The 19,170-nt window shown below is 41.4% G+C and carries 14 protein-coding genes and 1 pseudogene; 5 read left to right on the forward strand and 10 right to left on the reverse strand.

The genetic code is table 11. The features are described from left to right. Positions 1-359: 359 nt before the first annotated feature. From PCIT_RS11125 to PCIT_RS23340, 3 genes and pseudogenes are all read left to right on the forward strand, one after another. On the forward strand, positions 360-866 hold the full coding sequence (locus tag PCIT_RS11125; RefSeq protein ID WP_010363471.1) for a hypothetical protein: 507 nt from the start codon (positions 360-362) through the stop codon (positions 864-866). A gap of 319 nt (positions 867-1,185) precedes the next feature. After that, positions 1,186-1,692, forward strand: coding sequence for a hypothetical protein (locus PCIT_RS11130; RefSeq protein ID WP_010363470.1), 507 nt, complete (start codon positions 1,186-1,188; stop codon positions 1,690-1,692). Positions 1,693-2,079: 387 nt separating this feature from the next. Next, a pseudogene (locus PCIT_RS23340) lies at positions 2,080-2,235 on the forward strand (diguanylate cyclase domain-containing protein); the annotation flags it as partial. Between the two features lie 326 nt (positions 2,236-2,561). Here PCIT_RS23340 and PCIT_RS11140 read toward each other — a convergent pair. From PCIT_RS11140 to PCIT_RS11150, 3 genes are all read right to left on the reverse strand, one after another. Then, entirely contained in the window at positions 2,562-3,482 is a 921-nt protein-coding gene (locus PCIT_RS11140; protein WP_010363468.1) for a GTP-binding protein, read from the reverse strand. A 117-nt stretch (positions 3,483-3,599) separates the two neighbouring features. Then, positions 3,600-4,928 carry a dihydroorotase gene (locus tag PCIT_RS11145; protein ID WP_010363467.1) on the reverse strand — a complete coding sequence of 443 codons (1,329 nt, stop codon included), beginning with the start codon at positions 4,926-4,928 and terminating at the stop codon, positions 3,600-3,602. Between the two features lie 36 nt (positions 4,929-4,964). After that, positions 4,965-5,423 carry a Fur family transcriptional regulator gene (locus tag PCIT_RS11150; protein ID WP_010363466.1) on the reverse strand — a complete coding sequence of 153 codons (459 nt, stop codon included), beginning with the start codon at positions 5,421-5,423 and terminating at the stop codon, positions 4,965-4,967. Between the two features lie 380 nt (positions 5,424-5,803). Here PCIT_RS11150 and PCIT_RS11155 point away from each other — a divergent pair, with 380 nt between their 5' ends. After that, positions 5,804-6,925 (forward strand): NAD(P)/FAD-dependent oxidoreductase, encoded by a 1,122-nt coding sequence (locus PCIT_RS11155; RefSeq protein WP_010363465.1) that lies wholly within the window; start codon positions 5,804-5,806, stop codon positions 6,923-6,925. Next, complete coding sequence (locus PCIT_RS11160; RefSeq protein ID WP_010363464.1) at positions 6,925-8,598, forward strand: nucleoside recognition domain-containing protein; 1,674 nt, start codon at positions 6,925-6,927, stop codon at positions 8,596-8,598. The genes PCIT_RS11155 and PCIT_RS11160 overlap by 1 nt, the downstream gene beginning before the upstream one ends. A gap of 110 nt (positions 8,599-8,708) precedes the next feature. Here PCIT_RS11160 and PCIT_RS11165 read toward each other — a convergent pair whose 3' ends face one another. The 7 genes from PCIT_RS11165 to PCIT_RS11195 form a co-directional block, all read right to left on the reverse strand. Continuing rightward, positions 8,709-8,957, reverse strand: a complete 249-nt coding sequence (locus PCIT_RS11165; RefSeq protein ID WP_010363463.1) for a hypothetical protein — start codon at positions 8,955-8,957, stop codon at positions 8,709-8,711. A 14-nt stretch (positions 8,958-8,971) separates the two neighbouring features. Continuing rightward, a complete protein-coding gene (locus tag PCIT_RS11170) occupies positions 8,972-9,811 on the reverse strand; it encodes a CsiV family protein (RefSeq protein ID WP_010363462.1) in 840 nt (279 codons plus the stop codon). Then, a complete protein-coding gene (gene mfd, locus PCIT_RS11175; protein WP_010363461.1) occupies positions 9,812-13,285 on the reverse strand; it encodes a transcription-repair coupling factor in 3,474 nt (1,157 codons plus the stop codon). 29 nt (positions 13,286-13,314) lie between these two features. Then, positions 13,315-14,205 carry a carbon-nitrogen hydrolase gene (locus PCIT_RS11180; RefSeq protein WP_010363460.1) on the reverse strand — a complete coding sequence of 297 codons (891 nt, stop codon included), beginning with the start codon at positions 14,203-14,205 and terminating at the stop codon, positions 13,315-13,317. A gap of 9 nt (positions 14,206-14,214) precedes the next feature. Continuing rightward, the gene (locus PCIT_RS11185; protein WP_010363459.1) at positions 14,215-15,252 is read right to left on the reverse strand and encodes an agmatine deiminase family protein; all 1,038 of its coding nucleotides are present in this window, start codon (positions 15,250-15,252) and stop codon (positions 14,215-14,217) included. Between the two features lie 54 nt (positions 15,253-15,306). Beyond that, positions 15,307-15,903, reverse strand: coding sequence for a PilZ domain-containing protein (locus tag PCIT_RS11190; RefSeq protein WP_010363458.1), 597 nt, complete (start codon positions 15,901-15,903; stop codon positions 15,307-15,309). Between the two features lie 93 nt (positions 15,904-15,996). Beyond that, positions 15,997-19,170 (reverse strand): efflux RND transporter permease subunit, encoded by a 3,174-nt coding sequence (locus PCIT_RS11195; RefSeq protein WP_010363457.1) that lies wholly within the window; start codon positions 19,168-19,170, stop codon positions 15,997-15,999.

The raw sequence follows: 19,170 nt of genomic DNA on the forward strand, positions 1-19,170 counted from the left end.
ATCAAATCCATGAAATAAGTTACCCTTTTTATATCTGTCAAAATATCGACGACAAAAAATAACATCCTTCAAAAGTGAATTTATCACGCGTCAAAAATACGTTTATGAGTGCTTTGAGTCTTTAAATGGTAGAAAGGGCTAATTTTGCCAATAACAGGCCTATTTATTTATAACAGTATAGAACAGCTAAACTGCTGTTATTTATAAATTAAAAATATTTTTACCACAAGAAACATAAAACTGAGGAATATTTTAAATAGTTGGCACGCCCGTTGCTTTTGATTAATCAGAAAGGTGAAAACACCTAATTATTAAAATCAAATAAAAACGAACACTGAATTTTGTTTAAGGGAAAAGCCATGAATACATTACTAAAAACACTTTTAGCTGCAACTGCAATTACTTCTATGGGGGCGGCTGCTGCTGTTTTAGATACATCAGGTACAGAAGCAAAGTTTACTTTTGAAGGCACAATAGAACCGCTTTGTAAAACAAGCAGCGGTAATAATAACAGTGTGACAGGTCTGAAGTTAGACGCTTCACAACAAACACAGGAAATTGGTACGCTTGATGTTTGGTGTAACACCGGTGAGAACGCAACAACTGAGTATACATCTGCAAATGGTGGTTTCTTAGTCGCAAGCAACACTCAAGGTAGCAAAATTGCTTACACGCTTAATATCGGTGATACAGTAGGTATCGACCTTCAAACTGGTGCATATAAGCACAATAAAGCAACCGCGGCAGGCACGGGCAGCGCTGGCGACACACAAGCAACATCACTTAAAATTACGCCTCAGTCAAACGGCTTAAACGATGCGGGTACATACTCAGATACAATTACTGTTACAGTCAGCCCTAACTAATTTGAATTTAGGCAGCAAAGTTTATGGCTTAATCTATACTGCCTGAACTATAAAAAGAGCTAATCATTCATATGGTTGGCTCTTTTTTATAGGTAAGCTTTAAAATATCATCGTTATAACCTTAAATTTTCCGTAAGACACTTATGACCCACAGCTTGGTAATTGAATCACAACAAATTCGTTTTAATTCAGGTAGGGTGTCATTAACTTCGATGGTTTATACCTGCTTTGAAGGTTAACGACCACATTGATCCTTTGGCCTGATAGGTATAATATTAAAGTTATCTCACTGCTTCTATTGGTTGCCTAAGGGAAAGCCATGAATATAATGCTTAAGTTACTACTGGCAGTATCTGCAATCACAACAATGTGGGCTCCTGCTGCAGTATTAGATGTATCAGCTCCTGAAGCAAAGTTTGTTTTTGAAGGGACTATCGAACCTCTGTGTAAAACCAGTAGCGGTAACAACAATAGCTCTAGAACTTTGCAACTAGATGCTTCTCAACAAACACAGGAAATAGGAACGCTTGATGTTTGGTGTAACACCGGTGAAAATGCGACGACTGAGTATTCGTCAGCAAACGGTGGCTTTTTGGTCGCGAACAATACCCAAAATAGTAAAATTGCTTATACCCTTGATATCGGAGATACAGAAGGCGTAGACCTAGAAAGTGGTGCATACAAGCACATTCAAGCGACGGCTGCAGGTACAGGTAGCACTGGTGAGACACGAGCAACATTGCTTAAAATTACACCTCAGTCAAACGGCCTAAATGAAGCTGGTACATACTCAGATACAATCACAGTTACCGTAAGCCCTAATTAGTTAGAGGTTAAGGTAAAAAATGTCATGACCTAAGGTCGCTGCCAAAACGATCAAAAGCGCTAATTACACACATATCAGACCTTTTATTGTTCAAGTGTTATCTCAGTTTTTTCAACAATTGTTACAAAAAGCGACTTTCGCATCAAAATTCGCTTTTAGTTCTTGTATGTTCTCATTTAAATAATCTCCCTTATTTTGTTGGCTCAATTTTAGTCATATTTAAAATGGTTATAATTTTCTGATGTTTTTAGGTAAGACAGTTAAAGGTCCTGGGTTAGCCGACTAGCCGTTACTTATGCAAAATGCAGTGCTTATCAATAGGCTTAAAATTATTCAGATAAAGCGACCAATTAGAGCTAAAGTTATTTTAATGGGCAAGTTTTAGGTCAGCTTACTGTATCTATTGGGGTCGCTACATACCCTTATTCAGCTGATTCTGCAGAATCATTAGTCAAGCACGCTGACATTGCTTTATATCAAGCAAAAAATACAGGGAGAGACAGAGCGTTACATATTTCGTCTATTGAATTAGATAATCAATGAATCGGGTAGGGAATTGAGAATTTAATAGCGCTACTTTTTTATGCTTAGTCACGACGATTTTATTTAACGCTCGATATGAGTTAAGTGAGTAACTAATAGTGAAATAGCATAGAAAAAAGGAAGGCTTGACACAATTTACTAAATCTAAGCGTCTGCGAATTCAGATAATCATTCATGACGTGATTATCTAAATTCGAGAATCAGTAGTTGCAATCAAGGTTACCCGTGGCTCTTTCATATGAACTTGAAAGTTAGCATGGTGACTGAAAACCTGAATCTATACCTGCACCTAAACCGATGTTAATGTTTGGGTGTTACTTAAGGTGTTATAGGTTATTTCGCTGATCTGCATTTGAGATAGCCTGATCAATTGCTGTGTATAGTCGGGCTGTGTCACTCCCCGGACCTATAGTCAACAATTTGGCACCAGTGGTTGGTTCTCCGTTATAACGTCTTACATATATTTCACCATCAGGACATTGCTCAAAGTAGGTATAGTGGGGTTCACTGGCAATTTTTGTGCACCCTTTAATACGTAAAATTGAGCTAGGTAACGCAGTGCATATTTCTTTAATTGACTGATAATCAGGGAGTGGTGGTAAGTCTACAGAACTCGACGCCCAATGGGCTTTGTGGTGTGCAAGCTTTTTAACTTTGTTATGAGAAGGTGTAACTTCAGGAAGATGCGTGATATCTAAGTCGTTTGCACTTAAAATAGTTGCAGTCGGATTTAACTCGCGTAAGTGCGATGTTACTTGGGCAATACGTTTATCGTCGACTTTACTCTCATGGGTAAGAACAAGTAACGATGAAACTTGAATTTGATTTGCTTCCAATTCATTGTGTTCGCCTCTAAGCTGCCAGTTTTTAACATCAATGACAGAAAGCTGGATCGGTGGTAAAAACCGTTCATTAATACCTACGCCTAAAAACCCCATTAATGAACACGCGTCTGTTGTTCCGTTAGCTTCAATGAATGTAATACCATTTTCACGAGTTGATATACGATTTACTGACTCTCTTAGTTCATTGATCCCACTACAACAAATACAACTACCACTGAGAGCTTTTAAATTTTTTGGGTCCAAATCTCCTATCAACTGCTCGGCATCGAGTGTCGCATTCTCATAGTCATTTAATACAACGAAGGGATTCCACTCCCGCTCTAGCGCATTTGCAATTAGCTTTTTCAATATGGTTGTTTTACCAGCCCCTAAAAAACCCACAATTACTACCATTGCTTCCATTTTACTTCTCTTTTTGCTGCTTTTTATACACCTTGATGAGGTGTCATTTACTGGGTGTGTCGATAACGATGAGTGCTCGCTTTGATTGTTCGCACTCATCCTAGTCATTAGCTTATGTTAACGTTCAAAAGCTAAAGGCATTGCGTGTTTATTTTGGTCGAGAATATCACCATGGTCATAAACACACTGACCATTAACAAAGGTATATCTAATATTGTGCGAGAATGTATGATTTACAAATGGTGACCATGCACACAAGTATTCAGTATTATCATGGGTAACCGTCTCGCTTGGCGACGCTGCAACAGCAACTAAGTCGGCAAAGTAGCCCTCTTTAATAAAGCCTCGTTGTTTAATTCGGTAACGCTTTGCTGGGTTGTGCGCCATTTTTTCGACGACTTTTTCTATGCTAAAAACACCTCTTTTAACCTGATCTAAAAGGCTTAGAAGGGCATGCTGAACAAGTGGTAAACCAGCGGGTGCTTCGCTATAAGGGAGTTGTTTTTCTTGCCAAGTATGTGGGGCATGATCAGTTGCAATAATATCAATTTTATCCTCATTAATAGCTTGCAATAAAGCTAAGCGGTCTTGCTCAGACTTTATCGCTGGGTTACATTTGATAAGGTTTCCGAGTTGATCGTAATCGTTTTGATTAAACCATAAATGATGCACACACGCTTCAGCTGTGATTCTTTTTGTTTCTATTGGACCAGGCGTAAATAACGCGAGTTCTTTGGCGGTGGTAATATGTAACACGTGTAAGTCGCTGTTATATTTTTTCGCGAGGTCGACCGCATAAGAAGATGAGGCATAGCATGCTTCAACATCTCTAATAACAGGATGATCTTGAATAGTGAGTGGCTTTAAAGCAAACTTGGCTAAGTTTTGGGCAATAATATCGCCTTTTTCACAGTGCGTTGCTATGAGAGTAGGGCATTCTCTAAAAATGGCTTCTAATGCTTGTGGGTGTTCCACCAATAAGTCACCCGTAGATGCCCCCATAAACACTTTTACTCCGCAGACAAGTTTAGGATCACAGGCTTTAATTTGGTCTAAGTTGTCGGGGGTAGCCCCTAAGTAGAATGAATAATTAGCGAGAGAATTACGCGCTGCAATGTCATGTTTATGCATAAGTGCTAAATCAGTTGTTGTTGCTGGGCTTACATTTGGCATTTCCATATAGCTTGTGATCCCGCCTGCAACCGCAGCCCGAGATTCACTGGCGATACATCCTTTATATTCAAGCCCAGGCTCTCTAAAGTGGACTTGATCGTCAATCATCCCTGGTAAAAGCCAATCTCCCTCTAGGTCAATGACATGATAATTAGCTTGCACGCTAATATCTGAATTGATCTGTTCTATGAGGTTGCCGTTGATCAAGACGTCAGTTTCAAAAACGTTATTCTCATTAACTACTTTGGCATTTTTAATTAAGGTTTTTGTCATATTTAGGACCACGTTGTTTTAAATTTGAAGTGAATGCTAAGATTTCGGCTGAGTACAGTCTTTACATATTCCTTGGAATTCGTATTGTTGTGATTGAAGTTGAAACTCATGAAATGCAGTTTGTTCAATAAGCTGCTTTGTAAATGCAGTTGATAATTGGATCTCCGTAACTTTCTGACATACGTTGCAGATTAAAAATTGCGTGTGATGATGCGAACTATGACAGCCAAAATGGGCGCAAGCGCTATATTTATTAACGAGTTCAAGCTTATGCGCTAAGTTAGCCTCAACCAACAGATCAAGGGTTCTATAAATTGATACTACGGGAATACACACCGAGAGTTTAGCTTCACACTGTTTTGCTAACTCGTAAGGAGAAAGTGCACGTTCAGCGTTGATCAAAGCGTGAAAAATCATAAGACGCTTTTGTGTGACTTTAACACTCGATTGTTCAAGTAGTTGAGTAAGTTCTTTTGTTCTTTTTTGCGTTAACACTTGAAATCTAACATTGTCAAAAATGTAATGTTATAATATATCACTTATTGTGTGAAGCAAAGAGTAAATTCATGTGTCTTTAAGTACTCTAAAACAAGCACTCTAAAACGTAATTATATTGTTAGAGATGCCTTTAGGTTGATTTATATACTTTAACGTTTGGTGATACTAGACAATGTAGTTGCTTGTGTTTGAAGCTAGGTGTTTAACAAGGCGATAAAATTAAGTTTAATCGTCGTATGTAACGCCTTAAGCGCGGTAGCTTTCATATTGTTTTAACTACCTTATTGATATGTTTGTATTTAAATAGGATGAATTCTCATTTATGAACCTGTATATTGTTACGTTATAACGTTTAATTATTATTTATAGAGGATACAATGATAAAAACAGAAGTGGTCATTGTTGGGGCTGGCCCCGCAGGTTTAGGTTGTGCAGCTTTGCTTAAACAAATGGGTATTGAAGACACTGAACTATTAGTATTGGAACAGGGTGAAATAGGAGAAACCTTCTTAAACTGGCCAGAAAGCATGCGTTTTATCACCCCTTCTTTCCCCTCCAACGGTTATCATCAAACTGACTTGAACGCTATTACGCCTGATACATCTCCTGCGTTCAGTATCGGTAAAGAGCATTTAAGTGGCAAAGAATATGCGCAATATTTAACTATGGTGACTGAGCATTACAACATTAAAGTGAGTACACAGACGCGGTTACACAGTGTTGTGGATTTAGTTGATGAAGAAGGTTTTTTACTTGAAACAGACACGCTCACGATACGATGCAATTTTATTATCTGGGCAGGTGGGGAGTTTCATACGCCAAACCTATCTGCATTCACTGGCGCTGCTTTATGTAACCACAATAGTCAAATTAAGCAATGGAGTGATCTGGCCCAAGGTGAATACATTGTTATTGGTGGCTACGAAAGTGGAGTCGATGCGGCATACAATCTGGCTAATACGGGTAATAAAGTAACGGTGTTAGATTTTATCGGTAACAATACTGAGTCTTATGATCCCAGTACCGTTTTATCTCCCTACACAGCGGAGCGATTAGCAAATTTAAGCGAGTTAGGTCAAGTAGAGCTTGATGATGCATTTAATGTGGCATCTGTACACAAAGCTGGAGAGCTTTATGTTGTAACATCGTCATGTGGTAAAGTATTGACGTCTCCCTTTCCTCCAATCAACTGTACGGGTTTCGATATCAACCTTGGTCCAGTCTCTGAACTTTTTGATTATCAGGCTAACGGTTACCCGTCAGTTAATAAGTTTGATGAGTCGAGTAAAATCAGAAACCTCTTTTTAGCGGGTTCTCGTTTGTACCACGACCCAACACTTTTGTGTTTTATATATAAATTTAGAGGCCGATTTTTTGCGCCATGCAGTGTCATCGGTGAAGAGCTCGCGTTAGACATGTCCATATTTAGACACTACAAAAAATCTGGCATGATATTGAACGATTTAAGCTGCTGTGTTGAGCAGGAGTGTTTCTGCTAATGACTCAGCGGATTGAAGTCGAGACCTATTACCCTGAATCAAAAAAACAGCGCAATTGGCTTTTGATAGGCAAAGAAAGTGTCGGTAAAACGGCATTTATCGAAGGGTTAGTTGGCAGTAAATCAAGCAGTAGTAACTTGCAGGGCAGCTCTTTATTTTGTCAAGATTATCATTGGCGTGGACAGTCAATAACCGATACACCTGGTATTCAAACACGTATGGACAGCATTGTAACCTCTCAAGTGCTGCAAAAGTTACATACCAGTAAACAGGTTATATTGATGGTCAAGTCTACCGATTTACTTAACGACTTAAATGATTTATGGCCTTTGATACAGGGCAGGGCTGGCATTGTTGTCGTAACCTATTGGGATAAAGTCAAACATCGACCTGACGTATGTAAAGAACTTGAAGTATTGAAGGCTATGACTCGGTTGCAATGGGTAACAGTAGATAATCGTTATATTACGACTGAACAATTGTCTGAAATAGGCGTGGCGTTAAAAAAACCTGCATTATTTCCAAATCAGCCACCTAACTTAACCGCAAATTGGTTAGTAATACCTAAGCAGGCATTTTTTGAGTTACCTTTGATTGGACCACTGCTCAGTCTTATGTTACTTATTTTACCCGCGTTGTTTTCTGTGATGAATGCAAATGCATTTGCAGACTGGCTTTATCCATCAGTCGAGCGCAGTGTGCATAATTTAAAGGCAAGTATTGGCCATTTACCTGATGTGTTGCATCAAATGCTGCTTGGGGATTATGGTGTTGTATCTATGTTCCCTTTTTTGATTTTATATGCACTACCAACAGTAATAATTTTTTCTGCGATTATCGCGTTATATAAAACCACGGGATTAATTGACAGGCTGTCTTTTAATCTCGACCCTTATATGCACAAACTTGGCTTAAGTGGACGGGACTTAGTTAGGGTTATTATGGGGTTTGGCTGCAATGTTCCAGCCATCATTCAAACCCGCAACTGTTCATGCTGTACAAGGGGGAGTTGTGTCTCAGCAATTTCTTTTGGTTCTGCGTGCTCTTATCAACTTCCGGCTACAATGGCGGTATTTTCTGCGGCTGGAAAACCTTATTTGGCATTGCCATACCTGTGTGTCTTGATGGTAACAACTTGTATTTATTTATTGCTGACAACATCTAATAGTCAGCGAAGAGCGGCGATGTCACCGAACTTACTAAATCGCGGTTTTCTCCAACCGCCTAATATAAGATTTGCATTGGCAGATATGTTGGGGGTGATCAAAGAGTTCTTTACTACCGCGTTTCCTCTGTTTATTGGTATTTGTCTTGTGGCTGGGTTTCTCTCTTGGTTAGGCTTTTTTGACTTTTTAACTGCTGTTATCGCTCCGCTTATGGCATTGGTTAATTTGCCAGAAGAGGCCGCAATCGCGGTAATTTTAGGAGCTATCCGAAAAGATGGGCTTGCGATTGGCCTAATAGACAGCGCCTCCCAAACATTAAAAGTCGTAGGGATGTCAGATGTGCAACTGCTATCAGCGGTCTACCTTGCGGGCGTTATGTTACCTTGCATCGTGTCTTTACTTACGATTGTACGTGAAATGCGATGGCACTTTGCTGCGAAAATGGCATTACGTCAGATGACATGTGCAATAGGCTTTACTGCAATAATTAGTTGGGGGCTGGGCTAAGTGATTAGCCCAAACTTAAGCACATACAAAGCTCTGATAAATCATACAATTTCACTCATCACCAGAGGAGACTACGGTGCTGAGTGGAGTGTATTTAGAGCAAGGCTGAGTTACTCAAGCCCTTTTTTGGTATAAAGAGTGACTTTGTCAGTGACGAGGGTGACTTTAATATGTTTACTGTCATCACCCCAAGTGCAATTTGTGTGTAGTGTTTTTTCATCGCAGTTGTCTGCAGAGCCTAGGATCTGTTCAAGTGCAGCCTTATCCATTCCTACTTCGACTTTGTTGTAGTTCTCAAGCGTCACTTTAGAACAACCAGCAAGTGTTAGTAACCCTGTAATAATTATTAGCTTCTTCATGTCTTTTCCTATTGTTAGTGTTTGTACTTTCTAATTTGAAATATGATGCCAAGTTTTGGGTGATCTAAATAATGCACATCACCGCTATATACTCTGGTGTACTGCGACATACGAGCTGTTTGTGTATCACCGTTATCAATGTCATATCTGATATCTAGCTCAGTGGTAACATATAAGTAATGTCTAACATGTATTTTTATAAGCCCTTCGATTTGCCAACTATCTTGACTTACATTTGGCTGCGCGGTTGGTACTGCGGGCAATAAACTCACATAACCTTGCTGCGTTATTGCTTCAGATATACGGTAACTGACCGGCTCTTTAAAGCGTTTACCTGCAAATATTTTAATAAAAGGTGCGCGTCGTTTACTTTGTTCTGGAAATCGCCACCCAGTATGAAGTAATGGTTTTAACCCTTTGCGCTTTAATTTAGTAAGGGTACTATCAAACTGTAATTGCTCTTTTGCAAGCAGATAAATATTGTCCATATGCTCTTGTGATGGCGCATAGGGCGTCAAGGGCAAAGTATCAAACTTAGATAGGTAATCTGCGTTATCTTCACACAACCATGACGCATTTTTATGTGTTAATTTAACACTAAGCGGTCGCGGGTCAAAAAAGCTATCACCTTGTAAACACAGCTGTTGCCCTTGGGAATTAAACCCCTCAGTTAGCAAATTACGCTGTTTTTTACCTTCAATTGGCTTATGCTCCAAGCTAAAGTCTTCACGTAAAAGAGGTGATGACTTTTGCTCAAATGCAATTATTTCTACCTCGAACCAGCGCACTGCATGAGCGTTACTGGCCCATGCTAAAGCAAAAATGAAAGCGAGTTGTCGTTTTACTCCATGCATTTAATTTAGCGCCTTTTTCTCAAAATCATCCATCATTGCATTAATTAGTTTCATTCTTTCTTGACCATTTTTTTCTTCTATTGCAAAACGTAACTTACTTGCACCTTCCATTTTATACACTGATGGGTTGCTTTGTATCAAACCTATAATGAACGCTGGGTTAACCTTTGTCGAGCTGTTAAATTCAAAGTAGCCGCCTTTAATATTAGCTTCAACTTTACTTATTCCAAGGTGACTTGCTTTAAGCTTAAGTGCTTGAACCGCGAATAGGTTTTTTGCTGCATCAGGCAGTAGGCTAAATCGGTCAATTAATTCAACTTGTAATTCATCTAATTCGGCCAAGTCTGTCGCACTGGCGATACGCTTATACATGCTCAAGCGTATATTGACATCCGGAATATAATCGTCAGGCAACAATGCCGGGATTTTCAAATCAACATCGGATTGTTTTTGTAGCAAATTCTCTAGAGTGGGTTCTTTACCTTCTTTTAATGCTTGAACAGCTTGTTCTAGCATTTCCATGTAGAGTGTAAAGCCTACAGACTGAATTTGACCACTTTGGTCATCACCGAGTAATTCACCGGCGCCACGGATCTCTAAATCGTGCGTTGCCAACGCAAAACCCGCCCCTAATACCTCTAATGACTCAATTGCTTGCAAGCGTTTAACGGCATCTTTGGTTAAAGTTTGTGTGTTACGAGTGAGTAAATAAGCATAAGCTTGGTGATGGCTTCGTCCAACTCGACCGCGCAGTTGATGCAGCTGGGCTAGACCTAGCTTGTCAGCGCGGTCCATAATTATGGTATTGGCTGATGGGATATCTATGCCGGTTTCAATGATAGTGGTACACACTAATACATTGTGTTTTTGGTGATAGAAGTCTCCCATTAACTGCTCAAGTTCTCTTTCACGCATCTGGCCATGTGCAACAGCGACGCTAGCCTCAGGTACGAGACTCGCTATGTCGGCAGCGGTTTTATCAATCGTTTCGACATTGTTGTGTAAGAAGTAAACTTGGCCACCCCGTTTTATTTCTCGTAAAATCGCTTCGCGGATCAAATCGTCATTACGTTCTTTAACAAAAGTTTTGACCGCCAAGCGCTTGGCCGGAGGAGTCGCGATGATTGATAAATCACGCATACCGCTCATTGCCATATTTAACGTACGTGGTATCGGCGTTGCGGTTAGGGTCAGTATGTCTACGTCTGACCTCAATTGCTTTATTTTTTCTTTTTGACGCACACCAAAACGGTGTTCCTCATCCACAACGAGCAGCCCCAAATCGTTAAACTTGATGCTTTCTTGAATCAGTTTGTGTGTACCAATCACAATATCTATGGTGCCATCATTCAACTTTTCGAGCGTCGCTTTTTGATCTTTTGTACTATTAAATCGAGATAGTACGCCCACCTCAATGGGTAAATCAGCAAAGCGGTCTTTAAAGTTTTCAAAGTGCTGTTGTGCGAGTAACGTGGTTGGCACCAGTACTGCAACTTGTTTATTATCATTGACGGCGGCAAATGCACCTCGCATAGCAACTTCCGTTTTCCCAAAACCTACGTCGCCACAGACCAAACGATCCATTGCAAGGTTCGATTGCATATCAGCTAACACTGCTTCAATAGCATTACGCTGATCATCTGTTTCCTCAAACGGGAAGCTGTCGCTAAATTCGCGATAAGCAGCACCATCTATCTTGAATGAAAAACCGGGCTTACTTTGTCGTTTGGCGTAAATGTCTAACAGCTCTGCGGCAACATCGCGTACTTTTTCGGCAGCGCGTCTTTTGGCTTTTTCCCATACATCAGAGCCCAGTTTATGCAGTGGGGCTGAAGCCTCTTCACCGCCGGAATAACGACTAAGCATATGTAATGCAGACACTGGCACATACAACTTTGCTTCGTTGGCGTAGGTGATGGTTACAAATTCGGTGGCAACGCCTGCCGCGTCTATGGTTTGTAGCCCCAAATAACGACCTACACCATGGTCTAAATGTACAATTGGCTGGCCTTCTTTGAGTTCCGCTAAATTACGGATCAAAGAGTCTTGGCCTTGCTCGTACTTGTGTTTTCTACGGCGACGTTGAGATACTTTTACGCCAAGAAGTTCCTGTTCAGTGATAATTGTTAAGCTAGGCTCACCGCTGAAGTAAACACTTCGTTCTAGTGGGCTAACGATTAACCCAACATCACTGTTACTTGCTAAAAACTTTTGAAAGCTCTCAAACTCTTTGAGCTTTAGTCCGGTTGGCTTTAGTAAGGTCAGTAACGACTCTCTTCGACCATCAGTTTCAACACTGAATACGACCCGTGCTTTTTGTTTTTTCTGTGCAGTAATATATTTTAAAATATCGGCATAAGGATCCGTGTGCTTATGATCAATGCGAACGTTTGTAACTGCTTTAGCGGATAAGTTAGTATGTCCTGCTTTAGTACCAAGTTTCGCTTCACTTAAGCGAATTCGTGGGTGACGGTTAAAGTTTTTAAATAACTCTTCAACAGGCTGATATAAGCAAGCTGGTTCTAGTAGGGGCCTAAGCGGATCTACTTTTCGGTTTTCATAACGTTTATATACATCCAGCCAAAAATCTTCGGCAGCGTTCTCTATATCACCCAAATGTAAAATCGTGGCGTTATCAGGTAAATAATCGAAAATCGTGCCAAGGTTTTCGTAAAATAACGGAAGGTAATATTCAATCCCTGATGGCCAATTACCTTTAGTAACCTGCATATAAATGGAATCTTGCTCTGCGCTTGCACCAAATGCATTGCGGTATCCGACTCTAAATCGCTCTATGTCTTCTTCATTGGTCGGAAATTCATGAGCGGGTAATAAATCGATTTCAGTAACTTTGTCGCTTGAGCGCTGCGTTTCAATATCAAATAAACGAATGGTGTCTAATTCATCATCGAAAAAGTCAAAGCGGTAGGGAGTCGGGCTGCCCATGGGAAATAAATCAACAATAGAACCTCGAACTGCAAATTCGCCGTGCTCCATGACTTGTTGAACGTGGCGGTAACCGGTCTCTGTCAATGAGCTCTTAAGTTGCTGTGCATCAACTGTATCGCCTACTTTAAACTGTAATGCATTACCATAGATAAATGCAGGTGGGGCGGTTCTCAGCATTAACGTCGCAACAGGAACAATCACCACGCTTTGTTTTCGCTTTTTTAGGGCATTAAGCGTTGCTAAGCGCTGAGATATGATGTCTTGGTGCGGTGAAAAGTGATCATAGGGTAGTGTCTCCCAGTCAGGGAAGACCATAACCGGCAACTCAGGTAACAAGTAATCAAGTTCAGTTTCAAGGCGCAGGGCTGAGGGCGTATCTGGGGTCACGATCACAACCAATTCTGGGTTGTTTTTGATCCCTTCGCTTAATGCAATACTTAAACCGCTGCCACTTAGTTGGCCCCAGTGTATTTTATCCTGTGAATTTTTAACCCAAGGTAATTCGCTCCAATGCGCTGACGCCATTGAGTACTCCTAATCTATTTTTCTAATTGTTAGTCACGGTAAATTTTGCAAAGATCTTGATAATGATCAATTCTTCTATCGCGTAAGTAAGGCCAAATTCTTCTTACTGACTCGCTGCGTGCTTGATCAAGCTCTACAACGGCCATCTGTTCTTCGTCTTCACTGGCATGCAATAGCATTTCACCTTGAGGGCCGGCAACAAATGAGTTACCCCAAAATAATATTCCATCACTTTGCTTGCTAGGATCTGACTCATGACCAACCCGGTTAACACTTATGACGGGTACTCCGTTAGCAATTGCATGAGCGCGCTGTGAAATGATCCAGGCATCTCGTTGTCTAATTTGTTCTGCTTGGTCGTCTCTAGGATCCCAACCTATGGCGGTTGGATAAATTAAAATTTCGGCTCCAGCCATCGCCATCAATCGCGCACCTTCCGGGAACCATTGATCCCAACAAACTAATACGCCGAGTTTCCCAACAGAAGTGTGTATTGGGGTAAATCCCATATCACCGGGTGTGAAATAGAATTTTTCATAAAAACCCGGATCATCAGGAATATGCATTTTTCTATATTTTCCTGCAATACTACCATCATTCTCTATAACAACGGCGGTATTGTGATAAAGGCCTGTGGCTCTTTTTTCAAATAAAGAGGTTACTATCACCACGTTGAGTTCTTTGGCTAATTGACCATAGAAATCAGTGCTTGGGCCTGGGATCGGCTCGGCTAAATCAAAAAGGTCCGTTTCTTCAGTTTGACAAAAATACAAACTACGGTGAAGCTCTTGTAGCACCACAAGTTTGGCACCTTGTGCTGCGGCATCACGAATACCTTGCTCTGTTTTTTGTATATTACTGGTTAAGTCGTCGCTGTTGCTGTGTTGGACAATGCCAACTTTGAGTGGTTGAGCGCTCATAGTGTGTTCCTACTTTAAAAAACCACGGGGTAGTTGCATGGTAATACAATGCAAGCTGCCAAATTGATGGATAAGAGCCAAACAGTCAATGCCTATCGCCGTGTGGTTGGGGTACGCTTTTTGGATTTGCTGTACAGCTAAGCTGTCGTGATCATCGCCGTATATTGGTACTAATACCGTGTTATTCAAGATCAAATAATTTGCATAGGTGGCAGGTAAACGCTCATTGTCATTATTGAAAACTGGCTTTGGCCACGGTAAAGGAACTAAATCATAAGGTTTGCCATCGGCGGTCATAAATGACTCTAGTTGCATTTTCATCGCGGTTAAAGCACTAAAATGTTCATCATCAGCATTGTCACAAGCAACATAAACGAGGGTGTTGTTAGGCGCGAATCGAACCAAAGTATCGATATGGCTATCTGTATCATCGCCAGCCAAATAGCCGTGTTCTAGCCATAAAAAACTGTCTGCACCAAGCTCTTGTGCGAGTGTAGCCTCAATTTGCGACTGCCCCAATGTTGGGTTTCTATTTGGGTTTAATAAGCACTCGGATGTAGAAAGTAATACGCCATATTCATTGATTTCAATGCCACCACCTTCAAGCACAAAATCAATTGATTGAAATGCTGCTTGGTCATTTATAACCTGTGCGACAAGTTGTTTATTAATATTGTTATCCAGCTCAGCGGCATATTTGTTACCCCAGCCATTGAAAACGAAATCAACAACGCGCAAATCACCGTTCTGATTGGCTGTAGTTAGTGGCCCGTGATCTCTAGCCCATGTGTCATTACATGGCGCTACCACAAATACGATGGCGCTCATATCTACATCAGCTTTAGATAATAGGGTAGAAATGTGCACTTTCAGCGCGTCGGAGTGGGCAATGATCAGTACTTTTTGTACTTGCGATATTTGTTGGCATAAAGTGACGTAGACAGGCTCTACATCAGGTAAAATATCCACCCAATCAGTGTTTTCGTGGGGCCAAGTTAGCATGATGCCGTCTTGCGTTGCCCATTCAGGTAAAAGTCTAAAGCTCATGATGTTACACAAATAAATTTCTAAGCGGCTAGTTTATCATTCCTAGTAATGCTGTCAGCTACTTTGTGCTTTATTCTGTGATAACTGGCGTTTTTTTAATTGCCGAGTTTGAGCATGTAAGCTGGCTCTAACAACCAGCTCTTGATCTGCATCTCGAATTTGAATAAAGGCAAGGGTGTGTTGTATTTTGTCAGCTTCAATACGCTCAGAGGCAATGACTTGTGTGTAACAATAAATAGCACTGGCCTCATGATTTAAAAACAGCTTTGTTCGCAGGTGTGTACCAATCGCCATTTTTTCAGGCAAAGTGACTTTTAAGCCACCTCCGCCATAGCTGTCGCAGTATACATTGTCTTCATCAGGTTGCTCTGTGGCGAGAATATGACTCATTATAAGGTCGATTTTCCGAGTTTGCGCTTGCAAAAACGAAGCCAGCTCAGTTGCGACATCTCCTAAGTTTCTTAAAGGCCTGAGGGCATTACTGTCGAGCTCATTTATCTCGTTAGCGAGTTTAAATAAAGCAGGGATATTACTTTCGAGCTCCGCTTGAGATTGTGGTACTTGGGTGCTCTGGACGACAAATAAATTGACTTGGTTACTATCGTCTACTTGGAAATATTCATCGAAAGTACTTTTTAGGCTACCGCTCATATATAGTTCTATTACTTACTTTTTATTTAATCTTAACGGCTTATAACGAAAAACGCCAACTTTGCAGTTGGCGTTTGATATTTTACCTCACAGTTATACGAGCCCTTCCTGTGTTTCGACATGCTCTTTTTTGTGCTGGGCAGCAATTTCATCTGCTAATTCTTGTTTATTTCTTTTCTCCGTTAATTTTCGATTTGTTAACCAAAAGAAAAATAGCGGGACAAAGAAGATGGCTAAGAAAGTTGCGGCTATCATTCCGCCCATAACGCCAGTACCTACGCTATGTCTTGCGCCAGCGCCGGCACCAGAACTTAATACGAGCGGCACAACCCCCAAAATAAACGCAAGTGAAGTCATAATAATGGGCCTAAAGCGCAGCCTCGCAGCTTCAAGTGCTGCAGCACTGGCACTCCAGCCTTGCTGATATTTCATCAAGGCATATTCAACAATCAGTATCGCGTTTTTACTAGCAAGACCTAGTAGCGTGACAAGTCCAATTTGAAAATAAACATCGTTGGTAAGCCCTGCTATCCAAACAGAAATAAGCGCGCCAAACGTTCCAAAGGGGAGTGCAAGAAGTACTGATAGGGGTAAAGACCAACGCTCGTAAAGCGCAGCCAGTATCAAAAATACCATGATCACAGCAAGCCCTAGCGCTAACCCTGTAGTGCCTGAACTTTGCTTTTCTTGATACGCAGAGCCAGTCCAGTCGTACGTCATGTCAGGGGGTAAAACACTTTTTGCAATACGCTCCATTTCAGCGATTGCTTGACCAGAGCTGTAACCAGGTGCCGCTTCGCCTAATAGCTTAACCGCAGATAGATTGTTATATCGCTCTAGGTTCTCAGGACCTCGGCTGTACTCAACTTTTGTGAATGCTGATATAGGCACCATATCACCTTGGTTATTCTTTACATAAATACGACCGACGTCTTCTGGGGTCATTCTAAACTCAGCTTCAGCAGACAATAGCACTTGCCATGCTCGACCAAACTTATTAAAGTCGTTGACATAATACGTACCTAAATTAGCTCCCAACGCGGTAAATGCACTGTTTATATTCACACCCATAGCGCGGGCTTGTTCACGGTCCATGTGGACTTTAAGTTGCGGGGCATTAGGGCGCCATAAGGTTTGAAGACTGGCTAAAACTGGGCTCTTTTGCGCCTCAGCCATCACTAATTGCATGCCTTCTTTTAGCTTTTCATGACCGCCGGCACCTTTATTTTGTAAATAAACTTCAAAGCCGCCAGTATTGCCAAGGCCAAAAATAGGCGGGGGATTAAAAGCAAGTACCAGTGCTTCATTGATATGGGCAGTCTTCATGTAGAGTTCGCCTACGAGCGACTTCGTATCAATTTCTCTCTCATCCCAATGCTTTTGCGTAACAAAAAGCGTTGCGGCACTGTTTTTGTAACCACCACCTATGAAATCAAAACCTGTAAACGCCACAACGTTTTCGTTTGCAGGGTTAGATTTTACCGCTGCGAGTACTTCATCTACGACTTCCGCTGTGCGCTCTAAGGAGGCACCGTCAGGTAAGAAAATAGCAGAAACGTAGTAGCCTTGATCTTCATCTGGTACCAAAGATCCTGGTGTGTTTTTCCATAAAACGCCGGTTGCAGTTATCATTGCCGTCACTAAGACTAAGCCAAGAAGACCCCGTCGGATCATAAAGCTGACTGCCCCGACGTATTTACCCGTAACACGGGTAAACCAAGCATTAAACCACAAGAAAAACGATGCCGTTTGTTTATGCTCTTGCTTTAATATAAGTACACACAACGCAGGGGTCATAGTTAATGCAACCACGCCGGATAGACTGACCGCGATAGAAATAGTAATAGCAAACTGTCTAAACAACTCTCCGGTTAACCCGCCCAAAAATGCAATAGGTACGAACACTGAGCACAGTACTAACACAATGGCAATGACTGGGCCGCTAACTTCCTTCATGGCTTGTATTGCTGCGTCCCGTGCAGACACTTTTTGCTCGTGCATTATTCGTTCAACGTTTTCGAGAACGACGATGGCATCGTCTACGACTATGCCTATAGAAAGCACCATACCAAATAACGTCAAGGTATTGATCGAATAACCTAGCATATACATACCTGCAAATGTGCCAAGTAACGATACAGGTACTGCTAAGGTTGGAATAAGTGTAGCGCGCCAGTTTTGTAAAAACAGATAAACAACTAAAAATACCAATACCATGGCTTCGGCCAAGGTAATGATCACTTCTCGAATTGACACTTCGACAAACCGAGTTGTGTCATATGACGTAACGTGTGCTAAACCAATGGGAAATTGAGCTTTTAGTTCATCAATGGTGCTGTTTACTTGTGCTGCAACCTCTAATGCATTGGCGCCTGGTTGTAAGAAGATCCCGAGTAATACTGCTTCTTTACCATTGAACGTTCCGGCAAAGTCATAATCTTTTGAGCCTAATTCAACTCTAGCAACGTCTTTAAGCCGTAAATTTGACCCATCAGGGTTAGCTCGAATAATGATATTGTCAAACTCTTCGGGCGTTGATAGTCGCCCTTGTGCTGTGACACTGTACACGAGCTCTTGGGCATTATGAGAGGTGGGGGTGGCACCAATTTTACCAGCCGCATACTGCGAGTTTTGTTCACGAATCGCTGCGGCCACTTCTTCTACTGTGACAGCCAGTTGACTCATGATATCTGGCCTTAACCATACGCGCATTGCATAGTCTTTAGCGCCGAATATTTGAACACTGGTGGTACCAGGAATACGTTTGATACGATCCAGTATATTCATGGTGACATAATTCGACGTCCACAGGCTGGTTCGTGTATCGTCTGGAGAGTAAAAGGCGTGTACTTGCAAGAAACTAGACGACCCTTTCGTCACTTGTACACCTTGTCGGCGAGTTTCTTCAGGTAGCCTTGCTTCGACTTGTTTTACCCGGTTATTAACGTCTACTGCGGCCTGATCAACATCTGTGCCTATTTCAAACGTCACTGCAATCGTGGTTGCACCTGAGCTGGTACTTGTTGAGCTCATATACATCATACCTTCAACACCCGTAATGGCATTTTCAATAGGCGCGGCGACTGTTTGTTCTAATACTTCAGCTGACGCACCTGGGTATGCGGCTGTAACTTGAACTACAGGAGGGGCTATCTCGGGGTATTGAGCAACGGGCAGGCTACGCATTGCCGCAAGGCCCGCAAGAACAATTACAATTGAAATAACAAAAGCAAATATAGGTCTATCTATAAAGTAACGAGAGAACAT

This window comes from Pseudoalteromonas citrea (assembly GCF_000238375.3).
GTDB classification, from domain to species: Bacteria; Pseudomonadota; Gammaproteobacteria; order Enterobacterales; family Alteromonadaceae; genus Pseudoalteromonas; species Pseudoalteromonas citrea.

Excerpts from the sequence above, each read along its gene's own strand:
- PCIT_RS11125 (WP_010363471.1), top strand. The coding sequence starts at position 360 with ATGAATACATTACTAAAAACACTTTTAGCTGCAACTGCAATTACTTCT.
- PCIT_RS11130 (WP_010363470.1), top strand. The coding sequence starts at position 1,186 with ATGAATATAATGCTTAAGTTACTACTGGCAGTATCTGCAATCACAACA.
- PCIT_RS11140 (WP_010363468.1), bottom strand. The coding sequence starts at position 3,482 with ATGGAAGCAATGGTAGTAATTGTGGGTTTTTTAGGGGCTGGTAAAACA.
- PCIT_RS11145 (WP_010363467.1), bottom strand. The coding sequence starts at position 4,928 with ATGACAAAAACCTTAATTAAAAATGCCAAAGTAGTTAATGAGAATAAC.
- PCIT_RS11155 (WP_010363465.1), top strand. The coding sequence starts at position 5,804 with ATGATAAAAACAGAAGTGGTCATTGTTGGGGCTGGCCCCGCAGGTTTA.
- PCIT_RS11160 (WP_010363464.1), top strand. The coding sequence starts at position 6,925 with ATGACTCAGCGGATTGAAGTCGAGACCTATTACCCTGAATCAAAAAAA.
- PCIT_RS11165 (WP_010363463.1), bottom strand. The coding sequence starts at position 8,957 with ATGAAGAAGCTAATAATTATTACAGGGTTACTAACACTTGCTGGTTGT.
- PCIT_RS11170 (WP_010363462.1), bottom strand. The coding sequence starts at position 9,811 with ATGCATGGAGTAAAACGACAACTCGCTTTCATTTTTGCTTTAGCATGG.
- mfd (WP_010363461.1), bottom strand. The coding sequence starts at position 13,285 with ATGGCGTCAGCGCATTGGAGCGAATTACCTTGGGTTAAAAATTCACAG.
- PCIT_RS11180 (WP_010363460.1), bottom strand. The coding sequence starts at position 14,205 with ATGAGCGCTCAACCACTCAAAGTTGGCATTGTCCAACACAGCAACAGC.
- PCIT_RS11185 (WP_010363459.1), bottom strand. The coding sequence starts at position 15,252 with ATGAGCTTTAGACTTTTACCTGAATGGGCAACGCAAGACGGCATCATG.
- PCIT_RS11190 (WP_010363458.1), bottom strand. The coding sequence starts at position 15,903 with ATGAGCGGTAGCCTAAAAAGTACTTTCGATGAATATTTCCAAGTAGAC.
- PCIT_RS11195 (WP_010363457.1), bottom strand. The coding sequence starts at position 19,170 with ATGTTCTCTCGTTACTTTATAGATAGACCTATATTTGCTTTTGTTATT.